Here is a 20,791-nt window from a genome sequence, read left to right on the forward strand (position 1 = left end):
CCAGCGCCGGGCTCACGCTATCAGGCATACGCCGCATCAAAGAATTGTTCTTCGAGAACCACGGCACGTTTGAAGAAAGCTTCGCAAATATCTGGCGCGTTCGGCCCGGTGCGATCCAGCTCGCTGCGAATAAACGCAACAAAGGCATTGAAATCCGGGTTGTCGTGAAGCGTCACCCATTCTGCATAAATGAAATTTTCCGGCAGGGGCTGCGGTGCAGCCGATGCCCACTCGTAATAGAGCCACTCCGCCACGTTGAGCACGCTCAGGATCACCGGATAAGAGCCGGTGGCCGCCGCTTCACGCATGATCGCTTTGAAACCTGCGGTGGGGGCGGTATCAGGGTTCTTCGCCGCTTCTGCTTCGTTAATGCCCAGTGCAGCAAAGGCGCGCTGGAAGTAGGTATCTTCATCCGAGGAGATCATGCCCGCAAAGCGACCAAAGCGTAACCGGGCTTCCAGCGTATCCGCCTGAGTGATGGCCGCCCCGATCAACACCAAAAAGCTATCAAGAAACCGGTAGTCCTGAATCAGATAGTTTTTCATTGCGGCATCAGGTACTTCTCCGGCATACAGAGCGGTAATAAAGCGGTGGTTAACGGCATTTTCCCAGGTGGGTTGTGAGATGGCGCGCAGGTGATCGGTGAAACGTCCAGTCATGTTATTCCCTTGAGGTGTAGAGTGCAGGTGCGAAATTTTTATATCACAGGTGTTTTTGCGCCGCCAGCAGGGTACGCCAGTCGCTATTTTTTAACGCGCGACAGAACGGGGCGACCTGTTGGTGTACGTGAGCAAACAGCGTTTCATCACTCATGCTGTCGGCTTCCGCCTTGGGGTCATAATTTTGATCATAACCGTCGAACAGGTAGCGATAGAGACGACTGAGTGAACGACGCGTCTTTCGCGTGAAGCGGGTATGCGAAAGATCCAGTAAATAATCGTCGAAACGAAACAGCAAATTCATCAGCACAGCACGATTGCGCGTGTCGAGAATAAAGCCCAGCTCTCGCCGTAACCACAGCGTGGCGGCTAAATTGTCATCCAGCTCGGCAATTTGCTGCTCTTGCAGAAACTTATCCAGGTAACAGGCCAGTTCATGCTCATCTGGCGGGCAATCGAAATTCAGCGAAGCCAGAATCAGCAGATTATCGCCCGGATTGTCCTGGCTGAGTTGGGCTTCCGCCCAGCCGGTAATGGCCTGATTATCTTCGGCCACGCGTTCGGATAAATAGCACTGATCAAAACGTCGAATGGCCAGCAATGCCTGAAGCTCTTGCACCGCAACAGAATGTAGCGTCGTCATTTAATACCCACTGTTTAAAATCCTTTTAACGTCATTCAGGGGAGCACATCAGTTACGCTTAGCGCTGGTTTCCTGCCACAGGCAGTTTTGGTGCCCGCGCCTGATGCCATGCCTCCCTTATAGCAAAAAATACCGCCCCTGTGGTAGCCCGTCACCGCGTTATAACCTTGTTGGCATTGGTAAGACTATTTTCATAGTTAGCCTGCAAATCCTGTTGTGTGATTCTGCTTTTCTACTTACGCCTGTCCCGGTATTGCGACCACTCTATGCCGGATTCTATGCCAGAAAACCGCCGCTTTGCAGGCCGGGAACAGGTTCTACGGAGAGAAGCTGATGAGCAAAAAAATCCTAAAACTCGGTCTGATGTTACAGGGCGCTGGCGGTCACATGCATAGCTGGCGTCATCCCAAAGCGCCAGCGGATGCCAGCGTCAATATTCGCTATTTCACCGGGCTGGCGCAGCAGGCAGAGGCCGCAGGTTTTGCCTTCCTGTTCGTGGCAGATGGGCTGCATATCAATGAAAAATCACTGCCGCACTTCCTCAATCGCTTTGAGCCGATTGCGCTGCTTTCCGCGCTGGCGTTGGTAACGGAAAAGATTGGCCTGGCGGGAACGGTGTCCACCTCCTACAGCGAACCCTTTACCGTTGCGCGTCAGCTTGCCACGCTGGATAACATCAGCGGAGGTCGCGCTGGCTGGAATGTGGTCACCACACCGCTGGAGAGTGCTTCCGGCAACTTTGGTAAAGGGCCGCTGGAACACAGCCGTCGTTATCAAATCGCGGAAGAGTATATACATGTGGTGCAGGGGTTGTGGGACTCATGGGAAGATGATGCCTTTATTCGTGACCGCGCCAGCGGCGTATTTTTCGATGCCACTAAGCTGCACAAGCTGAATCATCAGGGGGAATTTTTCTCGGTTTCCGGGCCGCTAAATATTCAGCGCTCGGTACAGGGGCAGCCGGTGATCTTCCAGGCTGGCGCATCTGATACCGGCATTCATCTGGCAGCGAAATCGGCGGATGCGGTGTTTACCAATGCCCGCACCGTGGAAGAGTCGCGGATTTATGCTGATAAGTTACAGAGTCAGGTGGCCCAGAATGGCCGCCATCCCGTGGGTATTTTCCCCGGTATCACGCCGATCGTTGGCCGCACTGAAGAGGAGGCCGAAGAGAAATATCAATATCTGCTCTCGCTGTTGTCCGTGGATGATGCGCTGGCCTATTTGGGCCGCTTTTTCGACCATCACGATTTCAGCCAGTACCCGCTGGATGAACCTTTCCCGGAACTGGGCGATTTGGGGAAAAACACCTTCCGTTCCACAACCGATGACATCAAACGCCGCGCCAAAGCGCACAATCAGACACTTCGTCAGGCGGCCTTTGAAGCCACATTGCCGCGCGGTGAATTCTTTGGCACGCCTGAACAGGTAGCTGACACCTTTATTCGCTGGGTCGAGGATGGCGGGGCCGATGGCTTTATCATCAGCGGGCCGGTGCTGGCCGAAGCGCTGGATGATGTGATTGAGCTCGTGTTACCGATTCTGGCCGAACGTGGCTATTGGCAACCTGCCAGCGCCAGCACACTGCGTGAGCGACTGGACATTCCGTTCAAACGCAACCGTTACCAAATCGCCACGGCTGAAACACTCAAGGCATAACAGGAAATAGCATGCAGAAGAAAACCTTTAAACGGGCGGCACAGTTACGTCGCTCTTTGTACGGCTTTTTGATCACTGGGGTACTGGCTGGCGGGGCGCATGCGGAACAGGCCGCAACCACGCCGCAAAAAGGTGGGAATTTGCTGGTGGCGATTGATACCGATCCCAACTGTCTTGATCCGCAACAGGCAGGTAACAACAACTCACTGAATATTGGTCGCCAGTTAACGGACTCTCTCACCGATCAAGATCCACAAAGCGGCAAGATTGTGCCCTGGCTGGCAACGCACTGGCAGGTTGATGATAACAACCGCCGCTTTACGTTTACGCTTCGTGACGGTGTCACGTTTAGCGATGGCACCCCCTTTACTGCGCAGTCAGTCAAAGACAACTTTGAAGCGATTATCAAACTGGGGGCGAAAGCCTCACTGGCCTCGACCTACCTTAAAGGCCTGAAACAGATTGATGTGCCTGATGCCCATACGGTGGTGATCACTTTTGACCAGCCAAATGCACAGTTCCTGCAAGCCACCTCAACTATGAGCCTTGGCTTCTTTGCACCCAAAACGGTTAATGCCACCTCGGAGGCCCGTTGCCAGGGAGAGTTAACCGGCACCGGCCCCTTTGTGCTGAAAAAGTTTATTCATAACCAAAAGGTGGACTTGGTACGGCGTACGGGATACCAGTGGCCATCTTCCATCGCGGCGCATCAGGGAGAGAGTTATCTTGATGGGGTGGAATATCGGGTGATCCCGGAAAGCGGCGTGCGCTTCGGTAGTCTGATTTCCGGTCAGTTGGATGTGAATGTCGGCGTCACCCCACAAGATGAAGCGCTGCTGTTGGCGAAAAAAATCAACCTGATTGCCCGCGCCAACCCAGGGCTGGTCTACAGCCTGTTCCCTAATCAGTCCAACCCACTGATGGCTGATAAACAGGTGCGTAGTGCACTCAACCTGGCTATCGATCGCGATGCGCTAAAACCGGTGTTATCTCGCTACCAAAACGTGGCGACTTCGGTGCTGGCGAAAACCACACCGCTGTATCAGGACCTGAGTGCGCAGTTGAAATACGATCCGCAAGAGGCGGAAAAGATACTGGATCAGGCGGGATGGCAACGGCAGGCCAACGGGGTTCGCAGTAAAAATGGCGAACCGCTGCGCTTCACGATCTCCTACTGGCAATCTGCGCCGTTCCTTGAAGTGGTGCAGCAGCAGCTGAGAAAAGTGGGTATTGATCTGCAACTGGAGAAAGCGCCGATAAGCCAGGTGGTCGCCCGCCAGGCCAGCGGGAAGCTGGTGGTGGATTTCTATAACCTGACGCGATCCGATCCGGATGTGCTGCGCACGGTGTTTGATGCTAATGGCCGCAACGTGAATAAACGCGCACCCGGTGAAGTGGATAAGCTGCTGGTGCAATCCAGTGAAACTCTGGATGCACAACAGCGCCAACAGGACGTCACCAAAGCGTCATCGTTGTTGATCAGCGAAGGCGATGCGATACCGCTGGTGGAACTGGCGACCATCATCGGGACCGGGCAGAACGTGCACGGATTCCATTTTGATGCGTCATCCCGTTTTCAGCTGTATGACACCTGGCTGAGTGCGAAGGAGTAGCGTATGACAGAGGCAACGCTCACCGCAGTGCCAGCGGCACGTCGCCGTACGAAATTACTGTTGCGGCGGCTATTACAGGGCATCATCGTACTGTGGGCCGCGTGGAGTCTGACGTTCCTGATCCTCTATATTTTGCCGTCGGACCCCATCACCATCATGTTAAATCAGGGTGAGCAGAGCACCGTGGACCCGGCTCAGGTGGCCGCGTTAAAAGCGCAATATCATCTCGATTTGCCACTGTGGCAACAATATGGTCTGGCGCTGTGGGACGTGTTGCATCTGCATCTTGGACAATCGATTGTCAGTGGTGACAATGTCACTTCTTTAATTTGGCAGTCCTCTCCGGCCACGCTGTTACTGGCGTTATGTGCACTGGTTCTGGCTTTACTCATCGGCGGTGGTTTGGCGGCGGGCGTCAGTGTGCTACCGCCTGGCAGGCTAAAATCTGGCCTGCTGTCACTGCCTTCTTTTGGCGCGGCATTACCCACCTTCTGGCTGGGGCTGCTGCTGTTACAGGTCTTCTCCTTCAATCATCCCTGGTTTCCGGCGATGGGCAACAGCGGCTGGCAGTCGCTGGTGCTTCCCTCGGTGGCGCTGGCGATCCCTACCGCAGCGACCATTGCCCAGGTGATGAACCGTTCACTGTCTGAGGTATGGCGTCGTCCGTTTATTGATGCGCTGCGGCTAAAGGGGGCCAGCACCGGTTATCTGTTGTGGCGTCATGTCGTGCCCAATGCCGCCATCCCACTGCTGACGCTGAGCGGGATGATTTTTGGTCATCTGCTGGCGGGTTCAGTGATCACCGAAACCATTTTCTCCCGTGAGGGGCTTGGCCGGTTGGCGCAGTCTGCGGTATTGACGCAGGACATCCCGGTGGTGCAAGGCGTAGTACTGACCGCCGCGACGGTGTTTGTGGTGATCAATCTGCTTACCGATCTGCTTTATCCCTTGCTCGATCCCCGCATCGTGTTGGGAGAAAAATCATGAGTCTGGTGTTACTTGCGCCTGTACGTCGTCGTCGTTTCGCCGTCACCTTATGGCTGAGTGCCGTGATGCTTCTGCTGGTGGTGCTTTGGGCGCTGTTCCCGGCGCTGTTTGCCCATGGCGACCCGCTGGTGGGCGATCCACGGCAGGCATTGCAGCCGCCGTCCGCGCAGTTCTGGTTCGGTACTGACCATTTAGGCCGTGACCTCTGGAGCCGAACGGTGTACGGCACGGCGTTGACCTTACAGGCTACGCTGTTTTCGGTATTGATTGCGCTGGTGGTGGGTTCGCTGTCCGGGGTGCTGGCGGGGTACTGTGGAGGAAGGTTGGATAGCTTATTTATGCGCGTGATCGACGTGTTGATGGCCATCCCCAATCTGCTGCTGGCGATGGCGATCATCACCGTGCTGGGTTTTGGCACGTTGCATATTGCGGTGGCGGTGGGCCTCTCTTCGGTCGCCACTTTTGCCCGGCTTTCTCGCGGTGAAGTACTGCGTAGTCGCACCCAGCTATTTGTCGAAGCGGCACGCGCCAGCGGAGTCGGGCATTTCAGCGTGGTCCGTCAGCACATTTTACCTCACGCCCTGGGGCCGGTGCTGTCACTGGCGGCGCTGGAGATGGGGTTTGCCTTATTGTCCGTTTCCTCCCTGGGTTTTCTGGGTTTTGGCGCACCGCCACCGACGCCGGAATGGGGACTGCTGATTGCCGAAGGGCGTAACTATATTGCTGCCGCCTGGTGGTTCACCTCACTACCTGGGGTGGTGATTATTTTGACGGTGCTGGCAACCAACCGCATCGCAGGCTTTATTCAGGATGCGTCGGAGGAACGATGAGTCAGGCACTGTTAACGGTGGACAAATTGTCGGTGGATTATCACCGTAATGAGGGCGGGATCATTCAGGCGGTGAAAGGGCTGAGCTTCTCCGTTCAACCGGGGGAAGTGGTGGCGATTGTCGGGGGTTCAGGTTCTGGCAAATCCACCACGGCCGGGGCTTTAGTCGGGCTGCTGAGCCGTCAGGCTGTGATTCGTAGCGGTGCGATCCGCTTTAATGGCCAGGCGTTAGAGCAGGCCAGCCAGCGCCAGTGGCGGCAGCTACGTGGGCTGGAAATCGGTTTTGTGCCGCAAGATCCGGCTCTGGCGTTTAACCCGATTCAGACCATCGGTAAACAACTGCTGGAGGCTTATACCTTACACGGCGTGCCGAAGAAGGTGGCGGCCACGCGTTTGCCCGCATTGTTAGCTGATGTTGGCTTAACGGACAGTAGGCGCGTGCTGGCAAGTTATCCGCATCAACTGTCCGGGGGAATGCGGCAGCGCGTGTTGCTGGCGATGGCCATGTGCCATCACCCACAGTTGATTATTGCCGATGAGCCGACCAGTGCACTTGATGTCAGTATGCAGAAACAGGTGTTAGATACTCTGGCAAGTGTCGTCGTGAGTAAGGGCATCGCGTTGCTTTTGATTACCCACGATTTAAACATGGCGCTGGAACGCGCCGACCGGGTTCTGGTGATGCATGAAGGCCATCTGATTGAAGACACTGCGGCACATCAACTGCGCCAGAGCCGTCACGCTTATACGCAACGACTGCTGGCAGCGTCACCGGCCTTTTTACAGGTGCCTTTTCGCACTGCACCGTTGAGCTGGCAGCCACTGCTGGCGGCTCAACAGCTACACAAGCGCTTCACACTGCCGGACGGTAACCATTTCACGGCGGTGGCGGGGGTTTCATTTCCGGTGTTTCGCGGCGGAACCACCAGCCTGGTGGGGGAATCTGGCTCGGGGAAATCCACCACGGTGCGCATGTTGCTGGGTCTGGAAACGGCGGACGGCGGCACGGTGCAGTTTGACGGCGACGAATATTCAGGCCTGGCCCAATTCCAGCGCCCTGAGTTTCGCCGCCGGGTGCAGGTGGTGTATCAGAACCCCTATGCTTCACTGAATCCTAAAATGACGCTGGCGCAGATTATCTCGGAGCCACTGCGTGCGTTTCGCATCGGGAATAAACACAGCCAGCGTCAGCGTGCGCTTGAGCTGTTGCAGGCGGTGGAACTTGCCGAAACGCTATTGGATGTGCGTCCCACGGCCTTGTCCGGCGGGCAGCGCCAGCGTGTCGCCATTGCACGCGCACTGGCTATTGCGCCTGAGTTGTTGATCCTGGATGAGCCGGTTTCCGCACTGGATGTGGCAGTACAAGCGCAAATCTTGCAGCTTTTGGCCCGCCTGCAACGTGAACAGGGCTTAACATACCTGTTTATCTCCCACGATCTGGCAGTAGTGCGGCAGATTTCCGACTATGTGGTGATCATGCAGCAGGGAAAAATAGCGGAACAGGGGAAAGTCGCGGAGATTTTTTCCACTCCACAGGCGGATTATACCCGCCAGTTGCTGGAAAATATTCCACGACTGACGGCGGAGCCGCGTAGGGTTAGCGGGTGATGAACGTCAAAACGCAAAGCCCCTTATGGGGCTTTTTATCTGTTACGGAATGTCCACTACAGGGCGGCTTCGGTTGCTTAGGAGATTAAGAAGGCCAGGCCTTTTTTCTCGATAAGTTCGAGCATTGCAAGCGCCGGGCCTTTGGGGTGTGTTACCCCGCGTTCCCATTTCTGTATGCAGTTCGCGGTGAGGTACATATGTGTTGCCAACTGACTTTGACTGAGTTGCTCGCGCTTACGTAACTCACGAATTTGATCCCCGGTCATTGTCGCTTTACCTTTGGCCTCCGCAACGATGGAGTTGATGTCAGCCAGCGCTTCATCGGAAGCCGTACCACGCTCGTGCTGGCGCATGATGTTTTCCTGGATACGCAGAATGCGCTTATCAACCATCAGTATTCTCCGGTTTAGTCAGGATTATCTCTACCAAATCCTTACTCTTAATATCAATGGTGCGTTGTTTTACCGTCTGATTTTTATAGACTTTAGATTGTATTTTATAGGCACTGAGAAGGTCTGGCGGAATCTCCTGCCCACTCTGACCAACTTGATTCTTTTCCCATCCATCATAATAAAAAACGTTGTCATCATGATGGTAAAAAATGACTGTTCTGGCTCCACCACTTGTTCCAGAACTCAGCTCTATACGTCTTTTGTAAACACCACCACCTAATGCTCCTCGGTGCGGATTGGCAATCACATCTTCGGCGAGGAGGTAGAGCTGTGTATCAGTGATCTGTGATTTTTTTCTATCCTTATTATAACCTTTTTCAATAAACACTCTGACTGCCATCCATGCTCCTGGATTGTGATCCTATAGTAAGATTTACTACAGTGCTATCCGCATGGAGATAAGTTCACACCCAATCCACTATTTTCTGCCTGTTGGCGATCGAGGCCAAAGATTTCCCAGCTCACTCCCTGTGTCGTCAGGTGGAAAATAGCGGTAGCCAGCGTGTTCTCGTCGTCTGGGTCTTGGGGATCAAGGCGATACACAGGCAGTTGCGCATTCTGTTGGCTGGAGAGAACCGTTAAGGCGGCGTCTGGCGTCAGGTGGGCGGGCTGCGTTTCCAGCCAGCGTTCTAAACACGCCTGGCGCTCGCCGGAACTGGCGGTGATGGTTTGCAACGTCGCGGCCTGCTCTGAATGGATCAGGTGATTGGCATGTCCGCTCACTGTGTTAATGACCGCGACCGAGCAGCCGGTGCCGCAGGCTTCAACGCTGACCACACCAAAGCCAGCCTGACCTAACGTATGGTGAAATGCGCCAGCGCGGGGGGAGGATGTCAGGATTTCGACTGCCTCTTGCAGGGTTTCTGCATTAAGCGACGCTCGAGCAAGAATTTGACGCGGTAATCCAACCGGACGTACCTGGGCGCGAATATTGTTGACCGTATTGACCAGGCCTTTTTCGTTGAGGGCAAAAGTGTGGCCACACAGCGACCCAGGGTAGGCAAAGCTGAGAAAAGCCAGCCCCTTTTCTGGCCTGACGCGCACCAAAAAGCAGGCGCTGCGCAGTTGCGGAAAACCATCCTCATTATGAGCAATGATCCACTCATCGCGCCCGGCTGTGCCAGTAACGGTCGTACACCCATCGGAGGTGGAAGGAACCAGATCGCCGCGACAGTTCCAGGCAAACACCTCGCTGACTGGGGCATCCAGCCCGGCCGCCAGACCTTCGATTTCCTGCCAGATAGCAGGAAAACGCTCACGCACCCGCTGCTCCATAGCCAGCAGTTCGCTGCTTTGACCCATGGCGGTAACCGTCTGCCACAGTGAAGTCTGACGGAGCTGCTGATGCCAGGCTTCACGACCAGTCAGGCCCAGTCCATGTCCAATGTCCCAGGCTGAACCACTCAGGTTGATTGTTTTCATTGATTAATCTCTTTTGACATCAGGGCAGTACAGCGTATGTGAGCTGGCCGGTGCGGGGGTGCGTGCCGCATTCATCACCATGGAGAGCAGGCTGTAATAGCCATTGATACCGATCAGGTCAACCACCCCTTTTTCGCCCCACAGCGCCACAGCCTGCTGCCATGTCTCATCAGAGACCTGCTGGTTTTGCTGTAACTGCTGACAAAAGTGGTAGATGACCCATTCGTCATCCTGTAATTCCGTGGGCACTTGCCGTTGATTGATCGCCTCAATGGCGCTGGCGGAGATCCCCTTTTCCAGGGCAATCGGGGCATGAATCGCCCATTCCACCGTTTGTGACCAGTGGCGAGCGGTTAGCAAAATCGCCAGCTCGGTCAGACGTTGACCGATGCTGCTGCGATAGCGCAAATATTCGCCCATCCGTTGGGTGTGTGCCATCAATTCCGGGCTGCGTAGCAGCGGCTCAAACGGCGGCAACAGTGCACCGCGCGGGCCGTTGATGATCTCTTCTGCCAGTGTACGCTGTTCGTCATTCCAGGCTTCTGGCGCTAAAGCGGGCATACGATTCATGCTGAATATCCTGCGGCTTTATGCGTTTCGGTTTGAATCACTTCGCGCAGGGTTTCTGCGACAAAATCGAGTTGCGCCGGTTCAATAATAAACGGCGGAGCAATCAGAATATGGTCACCAGACCGCCCGTCAATGGTGCCGCCCATGGGATAGACCATCAACCCTTTTGCCATACAGCTCTGCTTGATAGCAGCATGAAGTTTACAGACCGGATCGAACGGGGCTTTAGTGTCACGATCGCGCACTAATTCGACGCCCGCAAACAGCCCACGCCCGCGCGTGTTACCGACAAACTCTAATCCGCCCAGCTGTTGTTGCAGCACCTGAGCCAGATAGTCACCCTGTTGCTTAACCCGTGCGAGCAGGTTATCGCGTTCGATCACCTGTTGCACCGCCAGTGCGGCGGCAGCGGCGGTAGGGTGGCAAATATAGGTATGACCGTGCTGGAAGAAGCCGCTGCCGTTTTGCAAGGTCTGGACAATGTGGCGACGAGCCAGCACTGCACCAATCGGTTGATAGCCGCCACCCAGCCCTTTGGCGATGGCGACAATATCCGGCACGATGTCATCCTGTTCAAAGCTGTGCAGCGTCCCGGTGCGGCCCATACCGCACATCACTTCATCTGAAATCAGCAAAATGCCGTATTTATCGCACAGCTGGCGAATACCGCGAAAATAGCCAGGCGTAGGCGGCGTGGCACCGGTAGTGGCACCGGACACCGTTTCTGCACAGAAGCCGATAATGGTGTCTGCGCCTTCGCGCAAAATCGTCTCTTCAAATTCAGCCAACAGGCGGTCGGTGTACTGTTGCTGGCTCTCATCGGCGCGGCGATCGCGGTATTCATTACAGGCGGAAACGCGCACCACATCGATCAGCAGCGGGGCAAACTGGCGACGACGCCACTCATTTCCGCCGACGGCCAGTGCGCCGAGGGTATTGCCGTGATAGCTCTGACGGCGCGCCATAAATTTGGTGCGCTGCGGCTGACCCGATTCCACCGCATACTGGCGAGCCAGCTTAAGGGCGGTTTCCATCGCTTCTGATCCACCGGAAACGAAGTAGGCGTAATCCAGATCGCCCGGCGCTGTGCGCACCAGCGTTTCTGCCAGTGATTCAGCTGGATCAGTGGTGAAGAAACCGGTATGGGCATAAGCCAGGCGATCAATCTGTTGGTGCATCGCTGCCAGCACGTCTGGGTGAGCGTGACCAAGGCAGGACACCGCCGCACCACCACAGGCATCAAGATAACGTTTACCGTGGTTGTCCGTGATCCATACCCCTTCGGCAGAGACAGCGGTAGGAGGCGTGAAACGAAGACTGCGATGAATGATATGGCTCATGACGATCTGGCTCCTGCGCGACAGCGAGATGCTGGCGATTCTCCTCGCATCATGCAGGATTCATTTCGATCCGGTCAATGAGAAAATGATAAATATGTATCCTCTGCATAATCCAAAGATACAGTTATATCTGCATCACGATTTTCCCGGCGGCACATAGGCTCCGGAGGCCTTGAGATAGCGCTCCGCGTTTTCAATCTTTGTCACGGCTTCAGTGCCATGGCGTGCGACCAACATTGCCATCAGACATTCGGAGATACTCAGGCCAGCCACAATCGAGGGGAAAAATGAGGGGCTGTCGGTGGAGAACAGCAGCACACAGTCTGCCGCCTGAGCTAAAGGGGACAGTGGGGAATCCGTCAACGCGATAATTTTGCTGCCCGCGCTCTGCGCAGCCTGAAGCATCTGTAAGGATTCACGCGAATAGGGGGCGAAGCTGGCGATCAGCAGGCAATCTTCAGCGGTAAATTCGCGGCTGTAGATTTCACTGTCGCTGGCGAGGCCATCGATTAAAGTCACCTTGCGATTAAATAACCGATAGACGTAGAACAGTGACCATGCCACGGGGAAACTGGCGCGATAGCCGCAAATATAGGTGTGTGCGGCAGCTTCAAGGAGATCCACCGCATGCTGCATCTGGCGCTGATTTTCGTCATGAGTACGCAGCAGGTTGCTTTCATGCGCGGTGATCATTTCGCTATACAGGCTGCTGGTTTTGCCTTGATCCACGAGTTTTCGCGCTTTCGCGACATAGGTATCATCATGCAGGCCCAGCTCTTCAATCAGCGCCTGTTTCAGCTCTCCCCAACCCTGATAACCGAGGCGCTGCGCAAGGCGCATAAATGTGGCCGGTTTAAATCCGGCGCTCAGCGCAAACGTACGCATAGAGACCACCACCAGCTGGCTACTGTTTTGCAGTGCGTATTCGGCAGCGCGCTGCAATTCTGGCGACAGCTGATTAAAGTGAAGGGTAATCAACGCCTTCAGGTTCATAACATTATCCTTTTTTGACTTCTTTGCGCTTACTGTAAAGCAACTGAGCAGGAAAAGCGCCGCCCAACGGTGAGAAAACAAAAAGGGGGCTAAAAGCCCCCAGAACAGACACTCGCGAGATTACTTCAGACGGAAGGCCACCAGCGTATCACCCAGTTTGGTGCCGAGCGAACCGTGGCCGCCTGCGGCAACCACCACATATTGCTTACCATCTTTCCCGACAAAGGTGGATGGCGTGGCCTGGACACCGGCTTGCAGCTCGGTCTGCCACAGCAACTGGCCGGTGGTGCTGTCGTAGGCGCGGAAATAGTTATCCGCCGTTGCGCCATGGAACACCAGATCGCCAGCCGTTACCAACGGCCCTCCGTGCGCGACCATGCCCATCGGGAAGCCAATCGGGAAACGTCCCGGCAGGAAGCTGGTTTTGAGGTTTTTGGTGGTCCCAATGCGACGCAGCCACTCTGTTTTTCCGGTTTTCAGATCGACACCGACCATCCGGCCCCAGGGAGGCGCGATACAAGGAATGCCCAGGTCGGACGCGAACTGCTGGATGTGAATCGCGTATTCACCCTGGAAGTTTTCATTCCAGAACGGCTGCCCGTCTTTACTGAACAGGCGGCTGTTCTCTGTTTGTGCACTGCGTTTAATCAGGTTGTACTTGTAAGCCAGACGAACCGGCGCAGCAATCAGCAGCTGGCGCTGTGGATCTACCGCTACCGATCCCCAGTTGAATACGCCGATGTTGCCAGGGAGAATCAGCGACCCTTGTTCCGTTGGCGGTGTCCACGGGTTGCCATCGTAACGTAAGTGGCGGAAATCAATGCGGCAGCTGATCTGATCAAACGGCGTGATGCCCCACATCGATTTTTCCGTGATCGGCTGCGGAATGAAATTGAGTGCGGAGACCGGTTGCGTTGGCGAGTATTTTTCACCAGCGATCGGGCTTTCGGTGGAGACATTCACCTCATTGACCGGGTAAATGGGTTTGCCGGTCAGGCGATTAAGCACAAAGAGGTTGCCGGTTTTGGTTGGCAAGATCAGTGCAGGCTGGCGGCTACCCTGGTAGTCGATATCCAACAGCGAGGGTTGAGAAGGATTATCGCGGTCCCATAGGTCATGATGAGAACTCTGGAAGCGCCATTTGAAACGGCCGGTTTGCAGGTCGAGTGCCACCAGGTTATCGCGGAACTGCTCTGCGGTGCTGGTTTCATCACGGTGGGTGCCCACTTCATCTGGCGAGGCGTTGCCAAACGGCACGTAGACCAGGCCATTCTTCACATCGGCACTCAGGGTTGCCCAGGCCAGCGGTGTGTCCTGCGGGTAGATCGCATCAGCCGCGATGGGCTGCGTCTGATCGGGATTAGCCGGATCGAAATTCCATACCAGGCGGCCGCTTTGCGCATCATAAGCGCGGATCACGCCGGACGGGTTGCCCTGGTTGTAACCATTGTCCATCACCGAACTGCCCACAATGACCAGATTTCCAGCCACCAGCGGCGCTGAGGTTTCCATCAGGGCATGCGGGCGCAGTGTGCCGAGGTTATCGTGCAGGTCGATCGAACCGTTGTGGCCGAAATCACTACACACTTGCCCGGTATCGGCATCCAGAGCCACCAGATGTGCGTTGACGGAAGCATTAAAGATCCGTTTGCGGCACAGGGCGGGTTGTGCCGCAGTGTTGTTCGCAGCGCTGTTACTGCCGTCGTAGTAGCTTACGCCGCGACAGGTTTGATGCTGCCACAGGTATGATCCGTCATGTGGCGGTTCATATTTCCACTTCACCGCGCCGGTTTCCGGATCCAGCGCGTGAACTTCGTTGTGCGGAGTACAGATGTACAGCAGGCCGTTGACCTTGAGCGGCGTTGCTTCGAACGTATATTCCGAAGCGTCGCTATCCTGACGCAGATCCCCGGTGTGATAGGTCCAGGCAACTTCGAGGTTGCTGACGTTGTCTTTGGTGATCTGTTTCAGGGTGGAGAAACGTTGGCCGTTATCGTTGCCGCCGTAGGCTACCCAGTCATCACCCGCACCGCTGACATCGCTGTTGCTGCGCTCATTGGTAATGGTGCCCTGTTGCGGTACCGGATCGTAGAAGCACAGGCCAATGACCAGCGCAATCATCACGATAACCGTGCTGCCGAGGAAGGGATGAAATTTACGCTCGGCGGAATAGAGACGGCTGACCGTCCACGGCAGGGCTAACCATACCCCGATTACGCCAAACAGGTCGCCGCGCGGGATCCACTGCCACTTGTCGAAACCGACCTCGGTAATGATCCAGATAAGCGTGACCCACATCAGTAAAGCATACAGGGTTAAGGCACTGCGCTTATTGAGCAACAGCAGTACCGCAGTTGCCAGCACCCCAATGGCAATCACGGCATAAAATGCGCTGCCTCCCACCAACAGCAGTTTGCCGCCCATATACAGTAACGCCAGCCCAAACAGGGCGATGACGATGCCGGATAACTTATTCAGCATGATTTTTCCTTTTTCCATGAATTGATAACAAACGGATTAAAAACAGAATTAATTATTTTACTTAACCATTTCTTAACAAGGTGGCAGGGTACCAGCTTCACGGCTAATGGGAATGGATTTTCTCAGTGAAAAGCGAATTATCCTGGGAGACAGGCGTGTTTCAGTGGGGGAATCGTGGGGGCAGGCCAGCGCTGGTACTGGCCGTGAAGGACAAGGCTATGGGAACAAAACGTAGCCCGCCAGGCAGAACGCCAGTACACCGGCGAGCACGGTGGCAAATAATCCACGGGTGATTACGCCCACCACGGTGGCAAACACCGCTGCCAAAAGCGAGATACTGATGCCGGAATGGGTCATTGCGGGTTTACTCAGCAGTTCAGAGGTGACCAGTGCGGCCATAATGGCGGTGGGAATAAAGCTCAGCCACTGCTGCACCCCCTCTGGCAAACGAAAGCGGGATAACAGTAAAACAGGCACCGTGCGCATCAGCGCCGTAACCAACGCGGAGGCAGCAATCGCCAGCAGAATGTTTCTTTCCATTTTATTTTCCTTTCTGCGCGCGGGTTCGTAACAGGCATGTTGTCAGCGTGGCGGCAACGGATGCGGCGACAATGACCACGATACTGAGCGAACTGCTCCCGGCAGAGAACAAAGTGATCGCCAGGGCCGTGACAATGTTCAGGGTTTCCAGCGCCTTTCGCTGGCTGGCAAACCACATCATCAGTATCAAACCGATGAACATTGCAACCAGACTGAAGCCCAGCCCCTCCATTAAAGACGCTGGCAGCGTAGTGGCCAGCCCGGCACCGATGACACAGGCAATAATCCAGTTCAGCCAGGCGGCAACATTCAACCCCAGCATCCAGGAAAAACTGATTTTACCTTGTGGGCCGCCGCGCTGGACCGCAACGCCAAAGGTTTCGTCAGTCAGCAGCAGCCCGCTCACCACTTTTTGCAGGGTGCTGTAGTCGCGGAAAAACCCACTTATTGCTGAACTCATCAGTAAGTAGCGCAGGTTCACCAGTAATACGCTAAGCACGACGGACGCCATTTCTGCCCCTGCGGCCCACAAGGAGTAAAACAAAAACTGCGCTGATCCGGCGTACAAAGCTGTGGCTAGCAGGGCGATTTGCCATGGCGTAAAATCAGAGAGCGTGCCAATCGCCCCGGCTGCAAAACCAATACTCCAATAGCCAGGAATGGTGGGAAGGCAGGCAGTAATACCGGCGCGAAACTCGTCTTGCATGAAACTGGGGTGCCCGGTATTCATCTTCATTAACATCTTAATTTCCCTTATATTGATTAGCTCAGTAACGATTTTAAGAATCGACGGGCATTGAGATAGTAGGATCCTGCTCAACAGCGAAATTTCCGAAGATGATGGGACGGTGGGGCACGTGGTAGCAGTAAAACGCGATGAGATTAGCCTGTGGCGTGATAGCCAACTGCATGGCGGAATGGAGATTTTGCAAGCCACTTGCTACGAGCATGCCTACCCGCCACATTTTCATGATGAATTTGTTATCGCCGCATTTGCCCGAGGTGCGCAGCGCACGAGAGTGTGTAGAAAAACCGGTATTGCTGCGGCTGGCACCATCATGATCATCGCGCCGGGTGAAGTTCACACCGGAGAAGCAGTACAGCGTGATGAAGGCTGGGATTATTGTGCGTTTTATCCGGGTGATAACCTGGTTAACGAAGTGGCACAAACGGTACTTAGCGGTAAAGGTGAGGTGAATTTCGGCCAACAGGGGATTCGCTATGATCCCGCAATGGCGCGTCGCATGTTGCACGCGGCGAGTGTGATTAAACAGAGCCATGACATTTTGGAAAAAGAGTGCGTGATATATCACATCCTCAATTTACTGGTTAGTCGTTATGGCGAGCGCACCGTTAAAGGTTCGGTTCAGGGCGTTGCCCGGGCCGATATCCGTAAAGCGATTGATTTTTTGCACTGTGCCTACACGCAATCCCTTTCGGTAAAAGAGATTGCGCAGGTCGCGGGGTTAAGTGAATTCTATTTTATGCGCACCTTTCAGAAAACGACCGGGCTCTCGGTGCATCAATATCTGACGCAAATCCGTTTGATGCGGGCAAAAGGGCTGCTGGCAACAGGGATCGGCGCAGCACAGGTTGCCAGTGACGTGGGTTTCTTTGACCAGAGTCACTTAATCAAACATTTTCGCGTACATTTTGGGACAACCCCTGGTCTGTTTGCCGTCGCCTCCTTGTAGTGTTCATTTACCGCAAGTGGTTTTTGCGCTTGTCTGGCCGCAGGGAGATCTCTGTGATATTGGCTACTCTCACTGTACAAATAATGGCAATATTATCTTTATTAGAGAAACTGGAGAAATAGCAGTACTCGATATTCGATCTGAATGCACACAGGGATGCCGCGCATACAAATAAGGGATTATATGGTTTCGATTGAGATAGCAGGTGTAGATAAAACCGCACAGATCAGTGACTGGAAAATTTACTGGTGTGACAAATCCAAAGCCCTGCGACTTACTTGTTTTTTCCCCTCAAAAAAAACCTATTCCAGCCCGCTCAACGACTGTCGTCTCTCTCCCATGCGGGAGTTGGGTGAGATGTTCTTAACCAAACCCGGCAGTTCGATTGTCACGCCGATCGCTAAAGCGACGATCTACGGCGAACGGTATGCGGTCGTGCACTATCCGGATGTCGACAAACCTTATGTTTTCAAGATGGAAGGTTTAGGGTTTGCAACGCCGACGGCGATAAAGGACGAGGCGATCTTTCACTATTTCCTGGCTGTGGCGAAGGCTCGACAGGATAGCGCAAAATCAAAGACTGACCGTGACATCGCGGCAAATGTGGTGCGTCAACTGGGAAAACTGCCCGCGAGTGATGATACGGCCTTGCAGGCCTATTGCACTGGCCGCAACGGCATGTTGGCACCTGGTCAAGGGCTGATCTATCCATTCGGGCTGAACGAGAGCCAGCTTGCGGCGGTCGAACAGGCTTTCAGTTCGCAGGTCAGCGTGATTGAGGGGCCTCCGGGCACCGGCAAGACCCAGACAATCTTAAACATTATCGCGAATATCCTGCTACGTGGGCAGACAGTGGCGGTGTTGTCCAATAACAATGCGGCGGTGGAAAATGTCTACGAGAAGCTGGAGAAGTGCGGTCTGGGCCACTTGATTGCCAAACTCGGCAACCAGAAAAATCGCAAGGACTTCTTCGCTGACCTGCCGGTGTGTCCATCGCATGCGCCTGAACCCGCCCCAACTCTGGAAGAGATTCAAGTTTTGTTATCCCGCGTGAAGCTGCATTTGCACAATCACAATCGGGCAGCGCAACTCCAGGTAGAAATAGATGAGCTGAGTATCGAGCAGCGCTACCTGGAAAAATGGCAGGTGGAGAGCGGCGTACAGGTCACTACCTCATTAGAAAAATATGGGCTATCGCCGCGCAAAACGGCAGATCTTATGGCTTATTTGGCCCATCTGGGCGAGCAGCGTATCAGGCTCAGAGAACGCATCAACCTGCTGTTTAATTTCAGGATTCTTCGCGCTAAACCGTTTGATCAAACCGACGCGCGTCTGTCGGTTTTCTACGCCCTTCAGATGCACTATTACGACAGGGCACTGCAAGGCAAACAGGCGGAACTCCAGGCGTGTCGGGCGTCACTGGCTGAGGGGCACTTTGAGGCCTCGCTGGAGACATTGAAGGCAGAGTCGATGAGCCACCTCAAGCAACATTTGCAAAGTCAGACACGGCCACTGAATAACTTCGATGACAAGACGTACCGATATGCACAAAATTTCGATGCTTTCCTTCAGCGTTTCCCGATCCTCGGGAGTGGTACCCACTCTATTGTTAATTCAATTGCACCGGGGGCGATCCTCGATTATGTGATTATCGACGAGGCGTCGTTGCAGGATATTATTCCTGGCATTTTACCGCTTGGCTGTGCAAAAAATCTGATTGTGGTTGGTGACAACCGCCAGCTGGCGCATATCCCTGTGGCGCTAAACTTATCCGCGCCCGCTGAGGTTTACGATTGCGAGCGCTACAGCCTGCTCGATTCGTGCATTGGTGTGTTTAAGGAGACGCTCCCGAAAACGTTGCTGAAAGAGCATTACCGCTGTCATCCAAGAATTATTCAGTTCTGTAACCAGCAGTTCTACGATAATGCACTGGTGCCAATGACGGAGGACAAAGGCGAAGCTCCCCTGCGGCTGGTAGTGACTGCAAAGGGCAACCACACCCGCCATAATACCAACTTGCGCGAGCTGCGCTCCTTGAACAAGCTGTTGGAAGAGGAGGGTGATCCTGTCGGCCTGGATAGCGACGGGCGCGGCTTTATCGCGCCATTCCGGGCGCAGGTCAATCTCTCCGACACGCAATTACCCACGGATTTCGTTAAGGACACCGTGCACAAATTTCAGGGGCGGGAGTGCGACGAAATTGTGTTCTCAACCGTGTTGGACAAGAAAGGCTATAACCAGGCACAAAAACGTCTGAACTTTGTCGATGATGCGCGCATGATCAACGTGGCAGTGTCGCGGGCTAAGCACGGCTTCACGCTTCTGACCGGGGATGAGGTGTTCACCAATAACAACAGCCACATCTCCGCCTTGATACGCTATATCACCTATTACGCGCAAGACGAGCAGATTGTGCGCGCACCTGTGGTGTCTGCTTTCGATCTCTTATATCGCGGGTATGATCAGTCCCTGGATCGCTTAAATGCTCGCTTGCGGCCCAAGGATTCCCGCTTTAAATCTGAGCAAATCGCGGCGGCATTGTTACGTGAGGCACTCTCTAAACCGTCGTGCCAGGCATTGATGTACCACGCCCAGGTTAAACTGAATCAGGTCGTGTCACCCACTAATCCGGACTGGACGCCACGCGAACGTGCATTCATGGCGCGTGCCAGCTGCGATTTCGTCATCTATTTCAAAGTGGGCAAAACACCGCTCGGGGTAATAGAAGTTGATGGGGGGTGCCATGACCGGCGCGAACAGAGGGCACGAGACGAGTTAAAGAATGGAATTTTGGCGAAAAACGACATTCCCATTTTGCGTCTGCGTACCGTCGAGGATGAAATCGAAACAAGCATCAATAACTTTATTGCCCAGTGGAGCAGCCCGCCAAATTCTGATGAAGCTTCATCAACCTCAACGGCTGGAGGCCAGTAATGACAATTTCAGCTAACCAAGTCCGGTTCGGCAAGCATTAATCCTGAGGTTTGTTGCCGCTCCAGTTCGCCCACGGATTTTCAGCATCATCCTGCGTGGGTTCGGGCGCTTCCAGTGAATCAAGATACAGGGCTTCTACTTCGGCCCGTGCCCACGGGGTGCGGCGAAGAAACTTCAGGCTCGATTTCACGCTCGGATCGCTGTTAAAGCAGTTAATTTTAATTAGCTGCCCCAGTTTTACCCAGCCGTAGCGTGCTACCAACGCGTTGACCTGCATTTCCAGCGTGATGCCGTGCAGAGGATCTTTTGAGGTGTGGCCAGTCATAACAATTCCAGGGGTATACAAACAATGGCGCTCACCATACTG

Annotated in this window: 19 protein-coding genes; 7 read left to right on the forward strand and 12 right to left on the reverse strand. The window is 54.5% G+C overall.

What is annotated here, in order from left to right; translation table 11 throughout:
* Positions 1-20: 20 nt before the first annotated feature.
* Positions 21-659: a TenA family protein gene (locus B880_RS0119710; RefSeq protein WP_017349184.1), complete on the reverse strand. Its 639-nt coding sequence runs from the start codon at positions 657-659 to the stop codon at positions 21-23.
* A 43-nt stretch (positions 660-702) separates the two neighbouring features.
* Positions 703-1,302: a hypothetical protein gene (locus B880_RS0119715; protein WP_017349185.1), complete on the reverse strand. Its 600-nt coding sequence runs from the start codon at positions 1,300-1,302 to the stop codon at positions 703-705.
* A gap of 333 nt (positions 1,303-1,635) precedes the next feature.
* On the opposite strand from B880_RS0119715, the gene B880_RS0119720 reads away from it, so the two are divergent.
* From B880_RS0119720 to B880_RS25300, 5 genes are read left to right on the forward strand one after another with little or no spacing between them, the layout of a single operon-like run.
* Positions 1,636-2,961, forward strand: coding sequence for an LLM class flavin-dependent oxidoreductase (locus tag B880_RS0119720; RefSeq protein ID WP_017349186.1), 1,326 nt, complete (start codon positions 1,636-1,638; stop codon positions 2,959-2,961).
* An 11-nt stretch (positions 2,962-2,972) separates the two neighbouring features.
* The gene (locus B880_RS0119725) at positions 2,973-4,574 is read left to right on the forward strand and encodes an ABC transporter substrate-binding protein (RefSeq protein ID WP_017349187.1); all 1,602 of its coding nucleotides are present in this window, start codon (positions 2,973-2,975) and stop codon (positions 4,572-4,574) included.
* A gap of 3 nt (positions 4,575-4,577) precedes the next feature.
* Positions 4,578-5,561 (forward strand): ABC transporter permease, encoded by a 984-nt coding sequence (locus tag B880_RS0119730; RefSeq protein ID WP_017349188.1) that lies wholly within the window; start codon positions 4,578-4,580, stop codon positions 5,559-5,561.
* Positions 5,558-6,391, forward strand: coding sequence for an ABC transporter permease (locus B880_RS0119735; protein ID WP_017349189.1), 834 nt, complete (start codon positions 5,558-5,560; stop codon positions 6,389-6,391). The genes B880_RS0119730 and B880_RS0119735 overlap by 4 nt, the downstream gene beginning before the upstream one ends.
* The gene (locus B880_RS25300; protein WP_017349190.1) at positions 6,388-7,998 is read left to right on the forward strand and encodes a dipeptide ABC transporter ATP-binding protein; all 1,611 of its coding nucleotides are present in this window, start codon (positions 6,388-6,390) and stop codon (positions 7,996-7,998) included. Before B880_RS0119735 ends, B880_RS25300 begins: the two co-directional genes overlap by 4 nt.
* 77 nt (positions 7,999-8,075) lie before the next feature.
* Here B880_RS25300 and B880_RS0119745 read toward each other — a convergent pair whose 3' ends face one another.
* From B880_RS0119745 to B880_RS0119785, 9 genes are all read right to left on the reverse strand, one after another.
* Positions 8,076-8,390 (reverse strand): helix-turn-helix domain-containing protein, encoded by a 315-nt coding sequence (locus tag B880_RS0119745; RefSeq protein ID WP_017349191.1) that lies wholly within the window; start codon positions 8,388-8,390, stop codon positions 8,076-8,078.
* A complete protein-coding gene (locus B880_RS25305) occupies positions 8,383-8,790 on the reverse strand; it encodes a type II toxin-antitoxin system RelE/ParE family toxin (protein WP_017349192.1) in 408 nt (135 codons plus the stop codon). The genes B880_RS0119745 and B880_RS25305 overlap by 8 nt, the downstream gene beginning before the upstream one ends.
* Before the next feature lie 44 nt (positions 8,791-8,834).
* A complete protein-coding gene (locus tag B880_RS0119755; protein WP_017349193.1) occupies positions 8,835-9,872 on the reverse strand; it encodes a C45 family autoproteolytic acyltransferase/hydolase in 1,038 nt (345 codons plus the stop codon).
* A 3-nt stretch (positions 9,873-9,875) separates the two neighbouring features.
* The gene (locus B880_RS0119760) at positions 9,876-10,442 is read right to left on the reverse strand and encodes a carboxymuconolactone decarboxylase family protein (protein WP_017349194.1); all 567 of its coding nucleotides are present in this window, start codon (positions 10,440-10,442) and stop codon (positions 9,876-9,878) included.
* Positions 10,439-11,782 carry an aspartate aminotransferase family protein gene (locus B880_RS0119765; protein WP_017349195.1) on the reverse strand — a complete coding sequence of 448 codons (1,344 nt, stop codon included), beginning with the start codon at positions 11,780-11,782 and terminating at the stop codon, positions 10,439-10,441. Before B880_RS0119765 ends, B880_RS0119760 begins: the two co-directional genes overlap by 4 nt.
* A 135-nt stretch (positions 11,783-11,917) precedes the next feature.
* A complete protein-coding gene (locus tag B880_RS0119770) occupies positions 11,918-12,775 on the reverse strand; it encodes a MurR/RpiR family transcriptional regulator (RefSeq protein WP_017349196.1) in 858 nt (285 codons plus the stop codon).
* Between the two features lie 120 nt (positions 12,776-12,895).
* Positions 12,896-15,256: a membrane-bound PQQ-dependent dehydrogenase, glucose/quinate/shikimate family gene (locus B880_RS0119775; RefSeq protein ID WP_017349197.1), complete on the reverse strand. Its 2,361-nt coding sequence runs from the start codon at positions 15,254-15,256 to the stop codon at positions 12,896-12,898.
* Between the two features lie 216 nt (positions 15,257-15,472).
* Positions 15,473-15,796 (reverse strand): AzlD domain-containing protein, encoded by a 324-nt coding sequence (locus tag B880_RS0119780; protein ID WP_017349198.1) that lies wholly within the window; start codon positions 15,794-15,796, stop codon positions 15,473-15,475.
* A 1-nt stretch (position 15,797) separates the two neighbouring features.
* Complete coding sequence (locus tag B880_RS0119785; protein WP_017349199.1) at positions 15,798-16,538, reverse strand: AzlC family ABC transporter permease; 741 nt, start codon at positions 16,536-16,538, stop codon at positions 15,798-15,800.
* A gap of 115 nt (positions 16,539-16,653) precedes the next feature.
* Between B880_RS0119785 and B880_RS0119790 the strand changes: the two genes are divergently transcribed.
* Both B880_RS0119790 and B880_RS0119795 read left to right on the forward strand, forming a co-directional pair.
* Positions 16,654-17,490: an AraC family transcriptional regulator gene (locus B880_RS0119790; RefSeq protein WP_017349200.1), complete on the forward strand. Its 837-nt coding sequence runs from the start codon at positions 16,654-16,656 to the stop codon at positions 17,488-17,490.
* A gap of 183 nt (positions 17,491-17,673) precedes the next feature.
* Entirely contained in the window at positions 17,674-20,424 is a 2,751-nt protein-coding gene (locus tag B880_RS0119795) for an AAA domain-containing protein (protein WP_017349201.1), read from the forward strand.
* A 37-nt stretch (positions 20,425-20,461) separates the two neighbouring features.
* On the opposite strand, the gene B880_RS0119800 is transcribed toward B880_RS0119795, so the two are convergent.
* Positions 20,462-20,749 (reverse strand): VF530 family DNA-binding protein, encoded by a 288-nt coding sequence (locus tag B880_RS0119800; RefSeq protein ID WP_017349202.1) that lies wholly within the window; start codon positions 20,747-20,749, stop codon positions 20,462-20,464.
* Positions 20,750-20,791: the final 42 nt, after the last annotated feature.

Origin of the sequence: Pantoea sp. A4 (assembly GCF_000295955.2) — a bacterium.
GTDB classification, from domain to species: Bacteria; Pseudomonadota; Gammaproteobacteria; order Enterobacterales; family Enterobacteriaceae; genus Pantoea; species Pantoea multigeneris.